At 62.7% G+C, this 21,197-nt stretch carries 21 protein-coding genes; 18 read left to right on the forward strand and 3 right to left on the reverse strand.

The features are described from left to right. Positions 1–196 precede the first annotated feature (196 nt). From MUM_RS0120690 to MUM_RS0120715, 6 genes are all read left to right on the forward strand, one after another. Positions 197–1,321, forward strand: a complete 1,125-nt coding sequence (locus MUM_RS0120690; protein ID WP_010173607.1) for a sensor histidine kinase — start codon at positions 197–199, stop codon at positions 1,319–1,321. 1,012 nt (positions 1,322–2,333) lie between these two features. Then, entirely contained in the window at positions 2,334–3,482 is a 1,149-nt protein-coding gene (locus MUM_RS0120695) for an amine dehydrogenase large subunit (RefSeq protein WP_010173608.1), read from the forward strand. A gap of 12 nt (positions 3,483–3,494) precedes the next feature. Next, on the forward strand, positions 3,495–4,034 hold the full coding sequence (locus tag MUM_RS0120700; protein ID WP_010173609.1) for a MauE/DoxX family redox-associated membrane protein: 540 nt from the start codon (positions 3,495–3,497) through the stop codon (positions 4,032–4,034). 3 nt (positions 4,035–4,037) lie between these two features. Continuing rightward, complete coding sequence (mauD, locus tag MUM_RS0120705; RefSeq protein ID WP_010173610.1) at positions 4,038–4,658, forward strand: methylamine dehydrogenase accessory protein MauD; 621 nt, start codon at positions 4,038–4,040, stop codon at positions 4,656–4,658. A gap of 19 nt (positions 4,659–4,677) precedes the next feature. Continuing rightward, a complete protein-coding gene (locus MUM_RS0120710; RefSeq protein ID WP_003208877.1) occupies positions 4,678–5,199 on the forward strand; it encodes a methylamine dehydrogenase light chain in 522 nt (173 codons plus the stop codon). Positions 5,200–5,324: 125 nt separating this feature from the next. Then, the gene (locus tag MUM_RS0120715; protein ID WP_010173611.1) at positions 5,325–5,846 is read left to right on the forward strand and encodes a hypothetical protein; all 522 of its coding nucleotides are present in this window, start codon (positions 5,325–5,327) and stop codon (positions 5,844–5,846) included. A gap of 163 nt (positions 5,847–6,009) precedes the next feature. On the opposite strand, the gene feaR is transcribed toward MUM_RS0120715, so the two are convergent. The 3 genes from feaR to paaY form a co-directional block, all read right to left on the reverse strand. Beyond that, positions 6,010–6,924: a transcriptional regulator FeaR gene (gene feaR, locus MUM_RS0120720; protein WP_010173613.1), complete on the reverse strand. Its 915-nt coding sequence runs from the start codon at positions 6,922–6,924 to the stop codon at positions 6,010–6,012. Positions 6,925–7,000: 76 nt separating this feature from the next. After that, positions 7,001–7,924 (reverse strand): phenylacetic acid degradation operon negative regulatory protein PaaX, encoded by a 924-nt coding sequence (gene paaX / locus MUM_RS0120725; protein WP_010173615.1) that lies wholly within the window; start codon positions 7,922–7,924, stop codon positions 7,001–7,003. Between the two features lie 61 nt (positions 7,925–7,985). Then, on the reverse strand, positions 7,986–8,576 hold the full coding sequence (gene paaY, locus MUM_RS0120730; RefSeq protein WP_010173617.1) for a phenylacetic acid degradation protein PaaY: 591 nt from the start codon (positions 8,574–8,576) through the stop codon (positions 7,986–7,988). Positions 8,577–8,938: 362 nt separating this feature from the next. On the opposite strand from paaY, the gene paaG reads away from it, so the two are divergent. The 12 genes from paaG (at position 8,939) to paaZ (ending at position 21,090) form a co-directional block, all read left to right on the forward strand. Further along, the gene (paaG, locus tag MUM_RS0120735; protein ID WP_010173619.1) at positions 8,939–9,730 is read left to right on the forward strand and encodes a 2-(1,2-epoxy-1,2-dihydrophenyl)acetyl-CoA isomerase PaaG; all 792 of its coding nucleotides are present in this window, start codon (positions 8,939–8,941) and stop codon (positions 9,728–9,730) included. Between the two features lie 13 nt (positions 9,731–9,743). Continuing rightward, positions 9,744–10,193, forward strand: coding sequence for a hydroxyphenylacetyl-CoA thioesterase PaaI (gene paaI / locus MUM_RS0120740; protein ID WP_010173621.1), 450 nt, complete (start codon positions 9,744–9,746; stop codon positions 10,191–10,193). Beyond that, complete coding sequence (pcaF, locus tag MUM_RS0120745; protein ID WP_010173625.1) at positions 10,186–11,397, forward strand: 3-oxoadipyl-CoA thiolase; 1,212 nt, start codon at positions 10,186–10,188, stop codon at positions 11,395–11,397. The genes paaI and pcaF overlap by 8 nt, the downstream gene beginning before the upstream one ends. Positions 11,398–11,498: 101 nt before the next feature. Next, a complete protein-coding gene (gene paaK / locus MUM_RS0120750; protein ID WP_010173628.1) occupies positions 11,499–12,824 on the forward strand; it encodes a phenylacetate--CoA ligase PaaK in 1,326 nt (441 codons plus the stop codon). Positions 12,825–13,307: 483 nt separating this feature from the next. Next, positions 13,308–14,297, forward strand: a complete 990-nt coding sequence (gene paaA / locus MUM_RS0120755) for a 1,2-phenylacetyl-CoA epoxidase subunit PaaA (RefSeq protein WP_003208897.1) — start codon at positions 13,308–13,310, stop codon at positions 14,295–14,297. A 27-nt stretch (positions 14,298–14,324) separates the two neighbouring features. Further along, on the forward strand, positions 14,325–14,606 hold the full coding sequence (paaB, locus tag MUM_RS0120760) for a 1,2-phenylacetyl-CoA epoxidase subunit PaaB (RefSeq protein ID WP_003208899.1): 282 nt from the start codon (positions 14,325–14,327) through the stop codon (positions 14,604–14,606). 8 nt (positions 14,607–14,614) lie between these two features. After that, positions 14,615–15,376, forward strand: coding sequence for a 1,2-phenylacetyl-CoA epoxidase subunit PaaC (gene paaC / locus MUM_RS0120765; protein WP_010173631.1), 762 nt, complete (start codon positions 14,615–14,617; stop codon positions 15,374–15,376). Continuing rightward, positions 15,363–15,896 (forward strand): 1,2-phenylacetyl-CoA epoxidase subunit PaaD, encoded by a 534-nt coding sequence (paaD, locus tag MUM_RS0120770; protein ID WP_010173633.1) that lies wholly within the window; start codon positions 15,363–15,365, stop codon positions 15,894–15,896. The genes paaC and paaD overlap by 14 nt, the downstream gene beginning before the upstream one ends. A 33-nt stretch (positions 15,897–15,929) precedes the next feature. Continuing rightward, a complete protein-coding gene (paaE, locus tag MUM_RS0120775; protein WP_010173635.1) occupies positions 15,930–17,006 on the forward strand; it encodes a 1,2-phenylacetyl-CoA epoxidase subunit PaaE in 1,077 nt (358 codons plus the stop codon). Between the two features lie 48 nt (positions 17,007–17,054). Continuing rightward, positions 17,055–17,363, forward strand: coding sequence for a DUF485 domain-containing protein (locus MUM_RS0120780; RefSeq protein WP_010173637.1), 309 nt, complete (start codon positions 17,055–17,057; stop codon positions 17,361–17,363). Next, positions 17,360–19,006 (forward strand): cation acetate symporter, encoded by a 1,647-nt coding sequence (locus MUM_RS0120785; RefSeq protein WP_010173639.1) that lies wholly within the window; start codon positions 17,360–17,362, stop codon positions 19,004–19,006. The genes MUM_RS0120780 and MUM_RS0120785 overlap by 4 nt, the downstream gene beginning before the upstream one ends. Before the next feature lie 29 nt (positions 19,007–19,035). After that, the gene (paaZ, locus tag MUM_RS0120790; protein WP_010173641.1) at positions 19,036–21,090 is read left to right on the forward strand and encodes a phenylacetic acid degradation bifunctional protein PaaZ; all 2,055 of its coding nucleotides are present in this window, start codon (positions 19,036–19,038) and stop codon (positions 21,088–21,090) included. Positions 21,091–21,197: the final 107 nt, after the last annotated feature.

Genomic DNA, 21,197 nt, shown 5'->3' on the forward strand with positions numbered 1-21,197 from the left:
TCGTTGTTATGGACGCCGTGGCCGGCGTTGATGGGTCCAGTGTAAAAAGCCCATCCGCCGTCAACTATTGGGGCGTGCCGCCCCCCGGCTAAAGAAATCCCCTAGTGCGCCCCCGATAACTTCTGAGCGTGCCCGCGCAGGCAAACCGGTATAACTTGCCACTGTAGTCGTCCCCTCCACCGCCAAGGGCTACGCGATGTACCAACCCAATCACCATGATTTCCAGACCCTGATCGAAGCCATGCCGATCTGCACCATCCTTCATGATGCGCAGAGCAAGGACATCCTCTGGGCCAACACCGCCGCGCTGTCGGCACTGGGTTTTACCCTGGAAGAACTGATCCCGCTGAAAGCCCCGGACATGACCCGCGATGCGCCGAAGTACAAGCGGTCCATCGGCCTGCGCTGGCTGGAACGCGCGGCCCGCAGCGGCCAGCGCACCATCGAATGGTGTTACCGCTCCAAGGCCGGTGTGGAGATTCTTTCGGAAGCTGTTGCGACGCTGGTGCACCTGGACGGGCGCGATGTGCTGATGGTGCAGTTCCGCGATATTTCCCGGGAGGACAAGGTCAAGCGCGACCTGATCCGCGCTGAGGAAGCCCGGCGTGTCAGCGAGCAACAGCTTGAATATCTGGCGCGCTATAACGCCATGGGCGAGATGGCTGTGGCGATTGCCCATGAGCTGAGCCAGCCGCTGGCGGCCACCCGCAATTTTATCGAAGGGGTGTTGATTCGCCTGGGTGATACCCACAGTGCCGACCAGGGTGTGAACTGGGGGCTGCAAAGTGCCGTGCGGCAGGTGGAGCACGCTTCATTGATCATCAAGAGTGTGCGTGATTACGTGGTCAAGCTGGAGCAGAGCGCCGAGTTGGTGGACTTGAATGAGTTGCTGCACGAGACCCAGTACTTCATCAGCCTGCGGGCCGAGCCCGGCCAGGTGCGGCTGGAGATCATCCCGAGCGCGGAGCCGCTGATGGTGCAGTGCGAGAGAGTGTTGATTGGACAGGTGATTCTGAACCTGGCGTTCAATGCCATCGAAGAGATGAGCGAGCTGCCCCTTGAGCGTCGGGTGCTGCGGTTGCATGCCTGTCGGGATGGAGGCGTGGCGCGGTTGAGTGTCGAGGATTGTGGGCGTGGGATTCAGGCGGTGGCGCGGGAGAAAATCTTTGACGGGTTCTTTTCGTCGAAGGTGGGTGGTAACGGGATTGGGTTGGCGTTGTGCAAGAATATTATTGGTCGGCATCATGGGGATATCTGGGCGCAGAATCTTGAGCCGTGTGGGGCGGTTTTCAGTTTTTCGCTGCCGTTGGTGGGGGCGTGAGATTGGGGGCATATCCGTTAGTTGGGTAACGGCGGCTTAGGGTTTCGCTCTTACAGCGAGTCACTTTGCAAAAGCGGCAAAGTAACCAAAGCGCTCTGCCCCGCCTGTCGGCACCTCGCCTAGGCTCGGTGTTCCCTCACTCCGGCATTGCTCCGCGGGCCGCCGCGACGGGGCGTCCCTGCCCCGTCGCGGCTAAACCGGCGTCCTGCCGGTTTACCCGCTCCTCAATCCCTGCGTTCGGCCTCGGGCTTATTGGGGCAGTCAGAGCCAGATCAAAATCAAAAGCAAGAGCACAGCGGCCTACAGGCCGGCTTGAGTGGTAGAAGCCAGAGCAAAAGCCACAGCAAAAGCCAAAGCGAAAACCAAATCTGAAACTGCTGCGGCTCTGCTTTTCTGTGGGAGCTGGCTTGCCGGCGATGGCATCACCTCGGTGTGTCTGATGTACCGAGTTGTCTGCATCGCAGGCAAGCCAGCTCCCACATTTGACCGTGCCCGCTCTGGCTTTAGATTTTGATCTTGCCTTTGCTTCACACCACTCAAGCCGGCCTGTAGGCCGCTGTGCTGTTGATCTGCTTTTGATCTTGATCTTAGGCGCCCCGTTAAACCACGCTGGCCGAACGCAGGCTTTGGAGCGTGGGTAACCCGGCAGGACGCCGGGTTAGCCGCGCTGGGCCAAGGATGGCCCATCGCGGCGGCCCACGCTCCAAAGCCGGAGTGAGGGCACACCGAGCCTAAGCGAGGTGCCGAGTGGTGGGGCAAGAGCCTTTTGGTTACTTTTGGCTGGGCCGGCATTCCGGCTCCTTTCAAAAGTGACCCGCTGTAAGAGCGGAACCGATATCAGCCATCACCCAAATAACGGATATACACCCCACCCCAAACCATTGGCACAGACACACAACCACTTGGCAGCCACAACAATTCTTGCAATCCCCCCACAAGGCAGAATCCACTTGCAAGAATCTGCCAAAGCACCCGCGATTAGCAAAACACAATAATTCAGGGAGTGCCCCTAATGCGAAGCAACAGGATCAACGTACAGTCAGCGCTGGGTCTGGGCCTGCTTGTACTCGGCTTGAACAGCGCCCAGGCGGATTTACCGCCAGACACCATCGGCCAGACCACCCTGGCCTTCCCGCCGGAAGCCCACCGCGCCTTCGTGGTAGACGTCGAGTTCGAAAGCTTCGTGGTCGGCCGTGTCACCGTCGTCGACCCCGACAAAAAGCGCGTCCTCGGCATGGTGCCCACAGGCTTCGCCGCCCCCTCGGCCCTGAGCCACGACCAGAAGACCCTGTACAGCGCCGATATCTACTATTCCCGCGGCACCCGTGGCGATCGCACCGACGTGCTGACCGCCTGGGACAGCTCCAGCCTGTCGCCGTCGTGGGAAGTGCTGATCCCGAACAAACGCGCCGAATCCCTGACCCAGCGCTACGGCCTGAAAACCAGCGGCGATGACCGCTTCGTCTACGTCTACAACTTCACCCCGTCGACGTCGGTCACCGTGGTCGACACCCAGTCCCGCGCCGTCACCGCCGAAATCGCGATCCCGGGCTGCGTGCTCAATTACCCGGTCGGCACTCGCCGCTTCGCCTCATTGTGCGGCGACGGCAGCCTGCAAGTGGTCACCCTCAACGACCAGGGCCAGGAAACCTCACGCAACCGCACGCACTTCTTCGACCCCAACGCCGAGAAGCTCAACGAACGCGCGGTGAATGTGGGTGACACCTACTACTTCACCACCACCACCGGCACCATCCGCCCCGTCGATTTCTCTGGCGACGCGCCGAAAATCCTGCCGTCCTGGTCACTGACCACCGACGCGGAAAAGAAAACCGGCTGGGCACCCGGCGGCTGGCAGTTGATGGCCGTGGCGCCAAAACTCAACCGGCTGTACGTGCTGATGCACGACAACCACGAACCGATGAAGTGGGAAGACCCCAGCACTATCATCTGGGCCTACGACCTCAAGACCATGAAGAAGATAGCCACCCTGGAAGCCCCGACGCCGGTCTGGAGCATGCAGGCCACCGGCGACGACAAGCCCCTGTTGCTGGGCGCCGACGTCGAAGGCGGCCTGCAGATCTTCGACCTGAAGACCAACAAACTCACCGGTAGCATGGCCAAGGTTGCGAAGACCGCAACCCAGATCATGAGCTACTAAAGAGGTTCGGCCATGCATATCGACCCGATCTTCATCATTGCCAGCGCCCTCGCCATTGCGGTGTTGCTGGCCAGTGCCGCGACCCACAAGTTGCGCGCACCGGCACGCTTTGCCCGGCAACTGGCGGACTACCAGTTACTGCCCGAGGCGGTGATCCGTCCCGGCGCCCGGGTGATTCCGGTACTGGAGCTTGTGATTGCCTTTGCGCTGCTGGTACCGGCGACCCGTTCCTGGGCAGCCCTCAGTGCCGCCGGCCTGATTGCGCTGTACGCCGCGGCGATTGGCATCAACCTGTGGCGCGGTCGCCGGGACATCGACTGCGGTTGCGCCGGGCCTGATCAGGCGCAGCCGTTGCGACCGATCCTGCTGCTGCGCAACGGCGCACTGGTGGCCGTGGCCCTGCTGGCCAGCGTGTTGCCGATTGCCCGTGACCTCGGTTTTTTCGACGGCTTCGTCACTGTTGCCGCCAGCGCTGTCGCGCTGCTGATTTACGCCGCAGCCGATGGCCTGCTGGCGAACTCCCCTCTTCTGCTCAAACTGATTGGTAGGTGATCAATGGAAGGCCTGATTGTTTCCAACGTACTGCTGTGGGTCCTGCTGCTGGCACTGGCGTTTGCCGTAATGGGCCTGGTGCGCCAGATTGGTGTGCTGCACGGGCGCATCGCCCCGGCCGGCGCGCTGATGGTGGACAAGGGCGTGGCGGTGAATGAGCCGGCGCCGCAAGTCACTGCTTCCGACCGTAAGGGTCGCCCGGTGAACTTCGGCTATGCCGGTGAGAAGAACCAGTTGCTGTTCTTCCTCTCGCCGACCTGCCCGATCTGCAAATCCCTGTTGCCGGCGATCAAATCCATCGCCAAGGAGCAGGCTGACCGCCTTGATGTGGTGTTTATCAGCGACGGCGACATGGAAGCCCAGCAAGCACTGATCACCGAGCACAAGCTGGACGACATCACCTACGTGGTCGGGCCGGAAGTCGGCATGACCTACCAGATCGGCAAGCTGCCGTATGCCGCGCTGATCGACAAGAGCGGCACCTTGCGCGCCAAGGGCCTGGTCAATTCCCGCGAGCACCTGGACAGCCTGTTCGAAGTCGAACACCTGAAAAGCGCCACGCTGCAGGAATACCTCAACAGCCAGCCGCAGCCCCACGACCACAGCCACGGCCATAGCCACTGATTAAGGCAGGGAGACTCTCATGAAATTGCTGGATCTGTTATTCGAGCGCTCGACCCGTCGCCTGGCCGACACCACGTCACGGCGCAAACTGTTGGCCCGCATGGGTTCGCTGATGGTCGCAGGCGCCGCCTTGCCCCTGCTGCTGCCCCTGGACCGCACCAGCAAGGCGCTGGCCGCCGATAACCCGAAAGCCGGTGACCCGGGCGACCCGAACAGCTGCGACTACTGGCGCTACTGTTCCATCGACGGCTTCCTGTGCAGTTGCTGCGGCGGTTCGGTGACGTCCTGCCCACCCGGCACCGAGGCGTCCCAGGTGACCTGGATCGGCACCTGCCGCAACCCGGCGGATGGCAAGGACTACATCATTTCCTATAACGACTGCTGCGGTAAGCAAAGCTGCGCCCAGTGCGCGTGCACGCGTAACGACAGTGAAGAACCGGCGTACCGCCCGTTCAACAACAACGATGTGAACTGGTGCCTGGCGGCCAAATCCCACATCTACCACTGCACGGTCTCGATCATTCGCGGCGTCGCGGTTTAACTCACCCCTGTGGCGAGGGAGCTTGCTCCCGCTGGAGTGCGAAGCGCTCCCAAAGATCTTGGGGCCGCTGCGCAGCCCAACGGGAGCAAGCTCCCTCGCCACAGGTCAGTGCAAAGAGGCTTGTCATGCGTACGTTGTTTTTGCTGAGCTTGATGTGTGTCTTCGCCGCCCCGCTCGCCCAGGCACGGGCGATTCCCAATCCGAACCAGAAGCACGCACCAGGTAATGAATCGCCGCAAACGCCCATCGCCCAGGCCGGGTACAGCGTGGCGACCAACTATCAGCTGCAATGTGCCGGCTGTCATCTGGGCAGCGGCATGGGCTCGGCGGCGAACGACACGCCGAGGATGACCGGGTTTGTCGGCAACTTTCTGAAGGTGCCGGGAGGCCGGGAGTTTTTGGTGCGCGTGCCGGGGATGTCACAGTCGGCGCTGAACGATGGGCAACTGGCGGACCTGCTGAACTGGCTGATGCGCCCGGACGGGATGGCGGGCAAGAGCACGCCGGTGGATTACAAACCCTATAGCGCGGCGGAGGTGACTGAGTTGCGGCAGAAGGCAATGCTCAATCTGCCGGGGACGCGGGCGGGGTTGATCAAGGAGATGCGTGCCCAAGGGATTGCGATCGAAGACGGAATGCCCAACTGAACGAAACGCGATCCAAATGTGGGAGCGGGCTTGCTGTGGTGAGGGGGCTTGTCCCCCGTCGGGTTCACCACAGATTGATGGGGCTGCTTCGCAGCCCAACGCGGGGCAAGCCCGCTCACCACAGCAAGCCCGTTCCCACATTTTTGATCGGCGTATCCCCTGATCAGGTGTGTTGCTTGCGGTACTCACCCGGCGCAATGCCAAACCGCGACTTGAACGCCGTCGAAAAGTAGCTGGAATCCGAAAACCCCCACGAATACCCCAGCACCGAAAGCTTCTCCTCCACCCTGGACTGGCGCAGCGACTCGGCACACAAATCCAGCCGCCGGTTCTTGATGTACCGCGCCACCACCAAACCCTTGCGCGCAAAGATCCGGTACAGCCCACGCACCGACATCCCCACCTCCCGCGCCAGCCACTCCGGGCACAGCTCTTCGGAGCGAATGTGTTGGTCGATGCACTCCAGGGTCTTGCGAAACACCCGTTCATGGGCGTCGCTACCTTCGCCCGCCTGGCTGATGGCCGGGCGCAACAAATTGATGATCGCCTCCAGCGTCGCTTCACTTTCCTGCAAGGTCAGGTTGTCCTGGCGGGTCGCTTCCAGAATCAGCTGGCGGGAGAGCATCGCCATCGGCGATGTCGCCTCGATGCGGTGCCCGCATTTGACCGGGTTGAAGCGCAAGGTCTGTTCCACCAGGTATGACGGCAGGATCAGCGACAACTGCCGCGAGTTCTCGCTGTAGGTGAAATCACTGGGGTGCGCCGCATCGATCAGGCTGATGTCGCCCGCACTCAACAGCGCCTTGCTGTCGCCCTGGGCCATGCCGGCTGTACCATCGAGCTGGAACACCGCAAAGTACTTGCCGCCCTCGCCCGCCGCGATTTGCGTGGGGGTACGAAACAGCCGCGCCTGACAGGCGTCGACAAAGCTGAGCTTCAGCGCGCCGCTCTGGTATTCGCGGATCTGCCCGGAAAAACCATCCCCCAGGATTTGCGCATCAAACGCGCCGCAGATCTGATTGATCTGATGGATCCATTGGTCGAACCCATCACAGCGCTGTGCAATTGAAGACATCATGTTCAGGCCTCACGCAGGCTTATTTTTATTCTCTACGCCACATCACTCCACCCGTTCTCCTGAACAGCGTCGCTCCTTATTTCAGGCCTCCGAACCGCCGGTAAAAACTCTCGCCAACGTCCGGCAACGGGCCGTCGGCAGTTTCCAGCGCGCTGTTCAGCCATTCCTCGGCCTTGGCGTAGATCAACCGGTAAATATTGCGGCACAGCTGGCGGGCGGCGCGGCCTTCCCAATCGCCAGGGAGCAATTCGTCGGGCAATTGCGGGTCGCGCAGCAGCAGTTTGCGGTATTCATGAATAAGCAGGACCCGTGCCAGGAAACAGTCGGCAGGCGCAAGCTGTTCCTGCTCGCGAAGCGCTTGCCAGAGCGGTCGGAACAGTTGGATGAACTCGCTGTAATGGGCCGCCAGCTCCTCAATGTTCCAGCTCTCGCGCACCTGCACCCGCAGGGCCTTGGATGCCAGTACATCCTGCGCCGTGGTCTCGAAGACGATGGTGTCTTCCTGGGCGCCGAGGTCGAGCAAGGTAGCGTTGACGTCGGCGCGGTCGCTGCGCGGGCAGGCCAGCACGGTCGGGGCAATCGCACCAAAACCTTGCCACTCCAGCTCTTCACGCACCTGTTTGCGCTTGTCCTGGGTCAGCTGTGTGAGCATCACCAGGCACCACGAACCATCCCACGCCGGCACGCTGGAGCTGTAGACCCGCTTGAAAGCCTTGTCGAAACGACGACGCCCGGCACCGGTCAGGCTGTAGTAGCTGCGGCGTCCGACTTTCTCGGCGGTCAGCCAGCCTTCCTTGGTCAGGCGGAAGATCGAGGTGCGGATCAGCCGTTCATTGATGCCGATGGGTTCGAGCAACTGGATCAGGCTGCCCAGCCACACCGTTCCGCCGTGGGGCTCGATGGCGTCCCCGTACAAGGTGATGATCAGGGAGCTGGCGCGAATCGGCGTCTGCTCCTGGAAGCGGGTGATCAGTTGGTTCAGGGGTGTCAGTGACGACATGGGCGTACCGAGGCAAAAAGAGAAAATATACCGTTTTTAGCGGCGTCAGGATGCAGGCGATTCACGTGCCCTTGGGTCGCAGGCCGCTGTCGCTGATCCGTGGCCGGTCGGCTTCCGGTGCGCTCAGGGGTTCGCATTCGTGCATCTGCTCCAGGCAACGCTGGGCCAGGCGCTGGTATTCGCGGGTGCCGGTTTGCTTCCAGTGCACCTCTTCGTCGCTGAGGCTGCGCTTGACGCTGGCCGGTGTGCCCATCACCAACGACTGCTCGGGGCATTCGAAACCGGCTTTGACAAAGGCCGCCGCCGAGACGAACGAGCGAGCGCCAATGCGCGCGTTGTCCATCACCACCGCATTCATGCCCACCAATGCATCGGTGCCGATCCGGCAACCGTGCAGCACTGCGCCGTGGCCGATATGGCCGTTGCGCTCAACCACCGTGTCACTGTCCGGGAAGCCGTGCATTACGCAGGTGTCCTGCAGGTTGGCGCCCTCTTCAAGGACGATGCGCCCGAAGTCGCCGCGCAAACTCGCCAGCGGCCCCACATAGCAATGGGGGCCGATGATCACGTCGCCGATCAGTACGGCCGAGGGGTGAACGTAGGCCGTGGGGTCGACCACCGGAGTCAGGCCGTCGAGACTGTAGCAGGTCATGGAGAATTCCTTATAGGGCGTATTCGCAAAGCGATGCCGATCTTGGCTTATTTTGTATCACATCATTTTTGCAAGCACAAAGCTGAAAAAGCGTATCGCTTGATATGACCGCCGAGGCGACCGTGCGCAGCGCGTTTAAAAATCAGGTTTAAGCCAATAAAATATGGGGTTTATCAGCGGCTCACAGACCGATATCGCGGGATATCAATTTTTACCAATCGCAAAACAAGACACACCAAATCAATTTTATTGTTGCATTTATGTATCACGTTAAAGATATACTCCGGCAAAACCGGCTGACCAGGCCGATCCAATAATGAGCCGGCTGACCGCCGAGCGTGCACCGTGAGGGCCTCACGACCATGAACTTCGAACACATCCTGTTTTCCATCGAGGCCGGCGTCGCCCTGCTCAGCCTCAATCGTCCCGACCAGCTCAACAGCTTCAACGCGCAGATGCACGGCGAGGTTCAGCAAGCGCTGCAGCAGGTCCGGGAGAATCCCGACGTGCGGGTATTGCTGCTGACTGGCGAAGGCCGCGGCTTTTGCGCCGGGCAAGACCTCAGCGACCGCAACGTGGCGCCCGGCAGTGCGATGCCGGACCTGGGGGAGTCCATCGAGAAGTTCTACAACCCGCTGATCCGCCAACTGCGCGACCTGCCCCTGCCGGTGATCTGCGCGGTGAACGGCGTGGCGGCCGGGGCCGGCGCCAATATCCCCCTGGCCTGCGACCTGGTGCTGGCCGCGCGCTCGGCGAATTTCATTCAAGCGTTCTGCAAGATCGGCCTGATCCCCGACTCCGGCGGCACCTGGACGTTGCCGCGCCTGGTGGGCATCGCCCGGGCCAAGGCGCTGGCCTTGCTGGGCAACCGCCTGAGCGCCGAACAAGCCGAGCAATGGGGCCTGATCTACCGCTGCGTGGACGACGCCGAATTGCGCAACGAAGCCCTGACCCTCGCCCGCCACCTGGCCACCCAACCGACCTACGGCCTGGCGCTGATCAAGCGCAGCCTGAATGCCAGCCTGAGCAACAGCTTTGACGAACAGCTGGAGCTGGAGCGCGACCTGCAACGCCTGGCCGGGCGCAGCGAGGATTACCGCGAAGGCGTCGCCGCCTTCATGGAAAAACGCAGCCCGAGCTTCAAGGGCCGCTAAGGGAGCGCACGGCATGACCAACCATGAAGCCATGAACCTGGCGAACCAATGCGCCCAAGCGATGTTCAGCCGCGACGCCGCGAGCCAGGGCATGGGCATGCGCCTGCTCTCGGTGGCGCCGGGCTGCGCGCGACTGGGCATGAGCGTGCGCGCCGACATGATCCAGGGCCACGGCACCTGCCACGGCGGCTATCTGTTTGCGCTGGCGGACTCGGCCTTTGCCCTGGCCTGCAACAGCTACAACGACGCCACCGTGGCGCTGGGCTGCAGCATCGACTACATCGCTGCGGCGCAGCTGGGCGACACCTTGAGTGCCGACTGCCGCGAGCAAAGCCGCTCGGGGCGCACCGGCAACTACGACGTCCGTATCGAAAACCAACTGGGCCAGCTGATTGCGCTGTTCCATGGCAAATCCTACAAAGTGCGCGGCACGGTGCTGGCGCAGGAGAATCCGAATGAATGACGCCTTGATCATCGACGCGGTACGCACCCCGATCGGCCGCTACGCCGGCGCCTTGAGCAGCGTGCGCGCCGACGACCTCGGTGCGGTGCCGCTGCGTGAACTGCTGCGCCGCCACCCGCAAGTGGACTGGAGCAGCGTCGACGATGTGATCTACGGCTGCGCCAACCAGGCCGGTGAGGACAACCGCAACGTGGCCCGCATGTCGGCACTGTTGGCCGGGTTGCCGGTGAGCGTGCCGGGCACCACCCTCAACCGTTTGTGCGGCTCGGGGCTGGACGCCATCGGCAGCGCGGCCCGGGCGATTCGCTGTGGCGAGGCCGGGTTGATGCTGGTGGGCGGCGTTGAATCGATGTCCCGTGCGCCGCTGGTAATGGGCAAGGCCGAGCAGGCGTTTGCCCGCGACGCGCAACTGTACGACACCACCATCGGCTGGCGCTTCGTCAACCCGCTGATGAAAAAAGCCTACGGGATCGACTCGATGCCGGAGACCGCCGAAAACGTCGCCGAGCAGTTCAACATCTCCCGCGCCGACCAGGATGCATTTGCCCTGCGCAGCCAGCAACGTGCAGCGGCGGCCCAGGCCAGCGGGCGCCTGGCCAAGGAAATCGTCGCGGTGGAAATCCCCCAGCGCAAAGGCCCGGCCAGGGTGGTTGAACACGACGAACACCCGCGCGGCGACACCACCCTTGAGCAACTGCAGAAACTTGGCACGCCGTTCCGTGAAGGCGGCAGCATCACCGCCGGCAACGCGTCCGGGGTCAACGACGGCGCCTGCGCCCTGCTGCTGGCCAGCGCCGAAGTTGCCAGGCGTCACGGCTTGGTCGCCCGCGGCCGGGTGGTGGCAATGGCCACCGCCGGCGTGGAGCCACGGATCATGGGCATCGGCCCGGTGCCGGCGACCCGCAAGGTGCTGGAGCTGGCCAACCTGAGCCTGGCGGACATGGACGTGATCGAACTCAACGAAGCCTTCGCCGCCCAGGGTTTGGCGGTGCTGCGGGAGCTGGGCCTGGGGGACAACGACCCACGGGTCAACCCCAACGGCGGCGCCATCGCCCTCGGCCATCCGCTGGGGATGAGCGGCGCACGGCTGGTGACCACCGCCCTGCATGAACTGGAAGAACGTGGCGGCCGCTACGCCTTGTGCACCATGTGCATCGGGGTGGGCCAGGGCATCGCACTGATCATCGAGCGGCTGTCCGACTAAAGATTCGCGATTCCCGGGGAACCTAGCGGTATCCTTGGGGCATGCACTCAAAGCCCACGGTGTGCGGTGGGCTGATACACAAAAATAATTCGAGTGAACTCATGAACATGCCTATTCCAAACGCCGTGCTTAACCCTGTGCTGGACCCGCTGGAAACCGCCAGCGTCGACCAACTGCGCGCCCATCAACTGGAGCGCCTGCGCTGGAGCCTGCGCCACGCCTACCAGAATGTGCCGTTGTACCGACAGCGTTTCGACGCGCTGGGGGTGCACCCCGATGACATCAAGTCCCTGGACGACCTGGCCAGATTCCCGTTCACCACCAAGAGCGACCTGCGGGACAGCTACCCCTACGGCATGTTTGCCGTGCCGATGAACGAGGTGGTGCGCCTGCACGCCTCCAGCGGCACCACCGGCAAGCCGACGGTGGTGGGTTACACCCAGAACGACATCGACACCTGGGCCAATGTGGTGGCCCGCTCGATCCGCGCCGCCGGTGGCCGACGTGGCGACAAGGTACATATCTCCTATGGCTACGGGCTGTTCACCGGCGGCCTCGGCGCCCACTACGGTGCGGAACGCCTGGGTTGCACGGTGATTCCGATGTCCGGCGGGCAGACTGAAAAACAGGTGCAACTGATCAAGGATTTCCAGCCGGACATCATCATGGTCACGCCCTCCTACATGCTCAACATCGCCGATGAAATCGAGCGCCAGGGCATTGATCCGCACAAGCTGGCGTTGCGGTTGGGGATCTTCGGTGCCGAGCCGTGGACTGCCGAGCTGCGCAGTGCGATCGAGGCGCGGCTGGGGATTACCGCGCTGGATATCTACGGGCTGTCGGAAATCATGGGCCCGGGGGTGGCCATGGAATGTGCGGAGACCAAGGATGGGCCGACGATCTGGGAGGACCATTTCTACCCCGAAATCATTGACCCGGTGACGGGTGAGGTATTGCCGGATGGGCAGATGGGTGAACTGGTGTTTACCTCCTTGAGCAAGGAAGCGTTACCGATGATTCGCTACCGCACCCGCGACCTGACGCGGTTGCTGCCGGGGACTGCGCGGCCGATGCGGCGTATCGACAAGATCACCGGGCGCAGTGACGACATGCTGATCATTCGCGGGGTTAACGTGTTTCCCACGCAGATTGAGGAGCAGGTGCTTAAAGTAAAACAGCTTTCCGAGTGCTATGAGATTCATCTGTATCGCAATGGGAACCTGGACAGCGTGGATGTGCATGTGGAGCTCAAGGCTGAGCATCAGCATCTCAATGATGAGCAGCAGCGAGCGGTGTCCAGTGAGTTGAGCAAGCACATCAAGACGTATATCGGGATCAGCTCGCGTATCGTTTTGCAGCCACTGCATTCGATCAAGCGGTCTGAGGGCAAGGCTTGCCACGTGATGGACAGACGTCCTAAAGCATGACTGCTGCACCTTTTCAGCCCCGCCTTTGTGGGGCTTTTTTTGCTCGTTTGGGTGGTGTACATATCCGTTATCTGGGTGATGGCCGCCTATGGTTCCGCTCTTACAGCGGCTCACTTTTGAACAGCGCAAAAGTAAGCAAAACGCTCTTGCCCCACCACTCGGCACCTCGCCTAGGCTCGGTGTGCCCGCACTCCGGCATTGCTCCGCGGGCCGCCGCGGAGCAATGCCGGAGTGAGGGAACACCGAGCCTAGGCGAGGTGCCGACAGGCGGGGCAGAGCCCTTTGCTTACTTTGGGGCTTTTCCAAAGTGAGTCGCTGTAAGAGCGAAACCATAGGAAGCCGTTACCGAAGAAACGGATATACCCCCCACCCAAAGCGATACAAAACCCAATACCGACACTAAATTTTGTGTTTGATATTAATTTCCGTATCGCTTATAAAGTTCTCCATGCCTACGACAAAACACAAGGCGGGAGACCCCCCATGTACGCACAGCTTGTAGAAACCGGAGTAAAGCGCATCAAGGACCTCTCGGAGATGTCCGACCAGGAGCGCGCCTTCCAGGAAAAGATCGACGCCGAAATCAAGATCGAAGCCAAGAACTGGATGCCCGACGCCTACCGTCAAACCCTGATCCGCCAGATCTCCCAGCACGCCCACTCGGAAATCGTCGGCATGCTGCCCGAAGGCAACTGGGTCACCCGCGCCCCTACCCTCAAACGCAAACTGCAGCTGATGGCCAAGATCCAGGACGAAGCCGGCCACGGCCTGTACCTGTACAGCGCCATGGAAACCCTGGGCGCCGACCGCGACGAAGAAATCGCCAAGCTCCACAGCGGCAAGGCCAAGTACTCCAGCATCTTCAACTACCCGACCCTGAACTGGGCCGACATGGGCGCAGTGGGCTGGCTGGTAGACGGCGCCGCGATCGTCAACCAGGTGGTGCTGCAGCGCACCTCCTACGGCCCCTACTCCCGGGCCATGGTGCGCATCTGCAAGGAAGAAAGTTTTCACCAGCGCCAGGGCTATGAACTGCTGCTGACCATGATGCGCCAGGGCACCCAGGCGCAAAAAGACATGGTCCAGGACGCGATCAACCGCCTGTGGTGGCCGTCGCTGATGATGTTCGGCCCCAGCGACGAACACTCCCCCAACAGCGCCCAGTCCATGGCCTGGAAGATCAAGCGCCAGAGCAACGACGAGCTGCGCCAGCGCTTTATCGACCAGACCATCCCGCAGTTGGAGTTGCTGGGCTGCACCTGCCCCGACCCGGACCTGAAGTGGAACGCCGAGCGCGGCCATTACGATTTCGGCGAGATCCAGTGGAGCGAGTTCTACGAGGTGCTCAAGGGCAATGGCCCGTGCAACCAGGAACGCGTCGCCACCCGCCGCAAAGCCATTGAAGACGGTGCCTGGGTGCGCGAAGCCGCCGTCGCCCACGCCCGCAAAAAACAGAACAAGAACGCCGCCTGATCGGCCACCTGATGTGGAGTCACCGTTATGTCTGAATGGACCCTGTTTGAAGTTTTCGTGCGCAGCAAGCACGGCCTGAATCACAAGCATGTGGGCAGCGTGCATGCCGCCGACACCACCATGGCCATCGAAAACGCCCGGGAGTTGTACACCCGGCGCAGTGAAGGCGTGAGCCTGTGGGTGGTGCCTTCGGCGCTGATCACCGCTTCGTCGCCGGACGAGAAAGACCCGCTGTTCGACCCCGCCGACGACAAGGTCTACCGCCACGCCAGCTTCTACGAGTTGCCGGCTGAAGTCGGGCACATGTGAGGTCGACCATGAACACTGAAACCGATCTGATCGAATACCTGCTGCGCCTCGGCGACAGCGCCCTGATCCAGGGCCAGCGCCTGTGCCAGTGGTGCGGCCACGCGCCGGCGCTGGAAGAAGAGTTGGCGCTGATGAACGTCGGCCTCGACCTGGTGGGCCAGGCGCGCAATTGGCTGGAGTACGCCGCCGAGTTGCTGGACGACGGGCGCGACGCCGATCACCTGGCCTTCCGCCGGGACGAGCGCGCCTATCGCAACCTGCTGCTGGTGGAACAACCCAACGGCGACTACGCGGTGACCATCCTCAAGCAATTCCTGTATGACGCCTGGCACTTGCCGGTGTTGAGCGGCCTGGCCCAGTCCAGTGACGAACGTATCGCCGGCATCGCCGCCAAGGCTGTCAAGGAAGTCACCTATCACCTGCGCCGCTCCGGCGAATGGGTGGAGCGCCTGGGAGACGGCACCGACGAAAGCCACACGCGCATGCTCGCGGCGATCCCCGAGCTGTGGCGCTTCACCGTGGAACTGACCAGCGCCGACGACAGCGAACAGCGCCTGCACGCCGCCGGCATCACGCCGGACTCCGCCCAGGTCGGCGCAGCGTGGCAGGCCAAGGTCAGCGAGATCTTCACCAGCGCCACCCTGCCCCTGCCGCCTGCCGCGAGCTACTTCTACCTGGACGCCCGCCGTGGCTTGCACAGCGAGCACCTGGGGATTTTGCTGGCGGAAATGCAATTCCTGCCCCGAGCGTACCCCGATGCAACCTGGTGAGCTGATCGCCAGCGACCAGGGCGCACGGCCGGCGCAACCCACCGACCTGGCCGCCGCGTGGGCCACCCTCGCCCAGGTCATGGACCCGGAAGTGCCGGTAGTGAGTGTGGTCGACCTGGGGATAGTGCGCGACCTGGACTGGCAGGCCGGCCATCTGCACGTGGTGGTCACGCCGACCTACTCCGGCTGCCCGGCCACTGAGGTGATCGAGGGCGATATCCGCGATGCCCTGGAGCAAGCGGGTTTTCGTGCGCCGCAACTGGAACGCAAGTTGACCCCGGCCTGGACCACCGACTGGATCACCCACAGTGGCCGCGAACGTTTGCGGGCCTATGGCATCGCACCGCCCCAAGGCAGTAGCAGCAAGCGCAGCCTGCTCGGCGAAAGCCCGGTGATTGCCTGCCCGCAATGCGGCAGCTTTCACACCGAAGTGCTCAGCGAATTCGGCTCCACCGCCTGCAAGGCGCTGCACCGCTGCCGCGACTGCCTCGAACCGTTCGACTATTTCAAGTGCATCTGAGGGGCCAGCGGCCCGCTTGGTTGGAGAACAACAATGAGCAAATTTCACAGCCTGACCATCAAGGATGTGCGCAACGAGACCCGTGACGCGGTGTCCATCGCCTTCGAGATTCCGCAGCACCTGCAAGACAGTTTCCACTTCACCCAGGGCCAGCACCTGGTGATGCGCACCCGGCTGGATGGCGAGGAAGTGCGCCGCTCCTATTCGATCTGCACCGGGGTCAATGACGGTGAACTGCGCATCGCCATCAAGCGCGTGGCCGGCGGGCGGTTCTCGGCGTTTGCCAATGAGCAGCTCAAGGCCGGGCACAGCCTGGAAGTGATGCCGCCCGCCGGGCATTTCCATGTGGACCTTGATCCCGCGCGCCATGGCAATTACTTGGCGGTGGCGGCCGGGAGCGGCATCACGCCGATCCTGTCGATCATCAAGACCACCCTGCAAACCGAGCCCCACAGCCGCGTGACGCTGCTGTACGGCAACCGTTCCAGCTCGGGAGCGCTGTTTCGCGAACAGCTCGAAGACCTGAAGAACCGCTACCTGCAGCGCCTGAACCTGATCTTCGTGTTCAGCCGCGAACAGCAGGACGTGGACCTCTACAACGGCCGCATCAACGCCGACAAATGCGAGCAACTGTTCTCCCGCTGGCTCGACGTAAAAGCCCTCGACGCGGCCTTTATCTGCGGCCCCCAGGAAATGACCGAAACCGTGCGCGACAGCCTCAAGGCCAAGGGCATGGCGCCCGAGCGCATTCACTTCGAACTGTTCGCCGCCGCCGGCAGCCAGCACAAACGCGAGGCGCGTGAAGCGGCGCGGCAAGTGGATGCGGCGGTCAGCCAGATCACCGTGATCAGCGATGGCCGCGCCCTGGCCTTCGACCTGCCGCGCAACAGCCAGAGCATTCTTGACGCGGGCAACGCCCAGGGCGCCGAGCTGCCGTATTCGTGCAAGGCCGGTGTGTGCTCCACCTGCAAATGCAAGGTGATCGAAGGCGAAGTGGAGATGGACAGCAACCACGCCCTGGAAGACTACGAAGTGGCCGCCGGCTATGTGCTGTCGTGCCAGGCGTTCCCGGTCAGCGACAAGGTGGTACTGGATTTCGATCAGCTGTAACGCGTGCCGCAACACCACAACCACAACAATAAAAAGGAGCACACCGTCATGACCCCCGACGATATCGAACGCATCCGTCGACATCCCGATTTCATCCAGTTGGTACGCCGCAAACAGAACCTGTACTGGTCGCTGTCGCTGATCATGCTGGTGATCTATTTCGGATTTGTGCTGTTGGTGGCGTTCTCCCCGGCCACCCTCGGGCAGTCGTTGAGCGGCGGCGTGACCACCGTGGGCATGTTGGTGGGTGTGGTAATTGTGCTGCTGGCGTTCGCGCTGACCGGCTTTTACGTGTACCGCGCCAACCACGTGATCGACCCGCTGAATGACAAACTCAAGCAGGAGTGCGCAGCATGAGCCGGCTGGTGGCGTGGTTTCTCCTGCCTTTGGCGTTGGCCACGGACTTGGCGGTGGCCGCCGATGGCGCGTCCCGGCCATTGAACTGGAACGCCATCGGCATGTTCCTGGTGTTCGTGCTGTTCACCCTCGGCGTCACCCGTTGGGCCGCCCTGCGCACCCGCTCCGCCAGCGACTTCTACACCGCCGGCGGTGGCATGAGCGGTTTCCAGAATGGCCTGGCGATTGCCGGCGACATGATCTCCGCCGCGTCATTCCTCGGCATCTCGGCCATGATGTTCCTCAACGGCTATGACGGTCTGCTCTACGCCCTCGGCGTGTTGGCTGGCTGGCCGATCATCCTGTTCCTGATCGCCGAACGCCTGCGCAATCTGGGCAAGTACACCTTTGCCGACGTGGTGTCCTACCGGCTGGAGCAAACGCCGGTGCGCCTGACCTCGGCCTTCGGCACCCTGACCGTGGCACTGATGTACCTGGTGGCGCAGATGGTTGGTGCCGGCAAGCTGATCGAGCTGCTGTTCGGCATCGACTACCTGTATGCGGTAATGCTGGTGGGCGTGCTGATGGTGTTCTACGTGACCTTCGGCGGCATGCTCGCCACCACGTGGGTGCAGATCATCAAGGCGGTAATGCTGCTGTTCGGCACCACCTTCATGGCGTTCATGGTGCTCAAGCACTTTGGTTTCAGCACCGAAGCGATGTTCGCCGGGGCCACCGCCGTGCATGCCAAAGGCAACGCGATCATGGCGCCGGGCGGCTTGCTGTCGAACCCGATCGATGCGATTTCCCTGGGCCTGGGCATGATGTTCGGCACCGCCGGGCTGCCGCATATCCTGATGCGTTTCTTTACCGTCAGCGATGCCAAGGAAGCGCGCAAAAGCGTGTTCTACGCCACCGGTTTCATTGGCTACTTCTACCTGCTGCTGATCATCGTCGGCTTCGGTGCCATCGTCATGGTAGGCACCGATCCAAGCTTTCGCGATGCCAATGGCGCAATCATCGGCGGCGGCAACATGATCGCCGTGCACCTGGCCCAGGCCGTGGGTGGCAACCTGTTCCTCGGGTTCATTTCGGCGGTGGCCTTCGCGACGATCCTGGCGGTGGTGGCCGGGCTGGCATTGTCCGGCGCATCGGCGGTGTCCCACGACCTGTATGCCTGTGTGATCCGCAAGGGCCAGGCCAGCGAGCAGCAGGAAATCCGCGTGTCGCGCATCGCCACGCTGTGCATCGGCGTGTTGGCGATCATCCTCGGCCTGCTGTTTGAGTCGCAAAACATTGCGTTCCTGTCGGGCCTGGTACTGGCAATCGCCGCCTCGGTGAATTTCCCGGTGCTGTTCCTCTCGATGTACTGGAAGGGCCTGACCACCCGTGGCGCGGTGACCGGCAGCCTGGCGGGGCTGGTCTCGGCCATCGTGCTGCTGGTGCTGAGCCCGGCGGTGTGGGTCAACGTGCTGCATTACGACAAGGCGCTGTTCCCGTACTCCAACCCGGCCCTGTTCTCCATGAGCCTGGCGTTTTTCAGCGCCTGGGCCTTTTCCGTCACCGACCGTTCGCCCCGCGCCGCCATTGAGCGCGGCCGCTACCTGGCGCAGTTCATTCGCTCCATGACCGGCATTGGTGCCGCTGGCGCCAGCAAACACTAACTCTCTTTTTCCAACCCGGAGGAATCGTGATGCCTCACGCCCCTACCCTGCAAAGTTTTATCGCTGGCCGCTGGATCGGCCAACACGGCGCACAGGTGCTGCGCAGCGCCATCGACGGCCACGAGCTTGCGCGCACTCATGAAGAACGTCCGGACTTCGCCGAAGCCATCGAGCACGGGCGCCGCCAGGGTGTCAGCGGGCTGATGGCCCTGGACTTCCAGCAACGGGCCCAGCGCCTCAAGGCTATAGCCCTGTACCTGAGCGAGCGCAAAGAGCAGCTCTACGCCCTCTCCCACCACAGCGGCGCGACCCGCGCCGACAGCTGGATCGATATCGAAGGCGGCAACAGCACGCTGTTCACCTACGCCAGCCTCGGTTCGCGGGAATTGCCGTCGGGCAATATCGTCCACGAAGGCCCGGCAATGCAGTTGAGCAAGCTGGGGAGTTTCGCCGGTACGCACATCCTGGTGCCCCGTGGCGGCCTGGTGGTGCACATCAACGCGTTCAACTTCCCGATCTGGGGCATGCTGGAAAAATTCGCCCCGAGTTTCCTGGCGGGCATGCCGTGCATCGTCAAGCCGGCCAGCGCCACCAGCTACCTGACCGAAGCCGTGGTGCGCCTGATGGACGAATCCGGCCTGCTGCCACCGGGCAGCCTGCAATTGGTGATCGGCAGCACCGGCGACCTGCTCGACCGCCTGCAAGGCCAGGACGTGGTGACCTTCACCGGCTCCGCCGACACCGCGGCCAAGCTGCGGGTCAACCCGAACCTGATCCGCAACTCGGTGCCGTTCAACGCCGAGGCCGACTCGCTGAACTGCGCGATCCTCGCCCCGGACGTCACCCCGGACGACGAAGAGTTCGAGCTGTTCATCAAGGAAGTCGCCCGGGAAATGACCACAAAGGCCGGGCAGAAATGCACCGCCATTCGCCGCGCCATCGTGCCGGCCAAACACATCGATGCGGTTGCCACTCGCCTGCGGGACCGCCTGAAAAAAGTCGTGGTGGGCGACCCGTCGGTGGAAGGCGTGCGCATGGGTGCGCTGGCCTCCCACGATCAACAGAAAGACGTGGCCGAGCGCCTGGAAAGCCTGTTGCAGAGCAGCGACATGCTGTTCGGCGCCCGCGACGGGTTTGAACCGCGCGGTGAAAACGTCAACCAGGGCGCGTTCTTCGCCCCGACCCTGCTGCAGGCACGCGACCCGCACGCTGAGGGTGGCGCCCACGACATCGAGGCCTTCGGCCCGGTCAGCACCCTGATGGCCTACGACGACCTGGACGAAGCCCTGGCCCTGGCCGCACGCGGCAAAGGCAGCCTCGTCGCCAGCCTGATCACCAAAGACCCGCAGATTGCCGCCAAAGCCATCCCGGTGGCAGCCGCCTGGCACGGCCGCCTGCTGGTGCTCGACCGCGAATCCGCCGCCGAGTCCACCGGCCACGGTTCCCCCCTGCCCCAGCTCAAACACGGCGGCCCGGGCCGCGCCGGTGGTGGTGAAGAACTCGGCGGCCTGCGCGCGGTGAAACACTACCTGCAACGCGCGGCGGTCCAGGGCTCACCGACCATGCTGGCGGCGGTCACCGGCGAATACGTGCGCGGCGCCAAGGTCATCGAGACCGAAGTGCACCCGTTCCGCCGATTCTTCCAGGACCTGCAGATCGGCGAATCGCTGCTGACCCACCGCCGCACCGTCACCGAGGCCGACCTGGTGAATTTCGGCTGCCTGTCGGGCGACCACTTCTACATGCACTTCGACGACATCGCCGCCAAGGAATCGCAATTCGGCAAGCGCATCGCCCACGGTTATTTTGTGCTGTCGGCGGCGGCCGGTCTGTTTGTGTCCCCGGCGCCGGGCCCGGTATTGGCGAACTACGGGCTCGACACCCTGCGCTTTATCAACCCGGTGGGCATTGGCGACACCATCCAGGCGCGACTGACCTGCAAACGCAAGATTGACCAGGGCAAGAAGAGCCCGCAGGGCATTCCCCAAGGCGTGGTGGCGTGGGATGTGGAGGTGACCAACCAGTTGGGTGAGTTGGTGGCCAGCTATGACATCTTGACGTTGGTGGTGAAACGCGAGGACTGATCGCTCAGACCAATGTGGGGCTCGACAGCTCCCACATTGGATCTCGGTTGATCAGGAGAGTGTGTTTGCCTCCCGCCTGATTGATTTTTTGCGCCGTACAACACACC

It is taken from the genome of Pseudomonas sp. PAMC 25886 (assembly GCF_000242655.1).
Lineage (GTDB): Bacteria > Pseudomonadota > Gammaproteobacteria > Pseudomonadales > Pseudomonadaceae > Aquipseudomonas.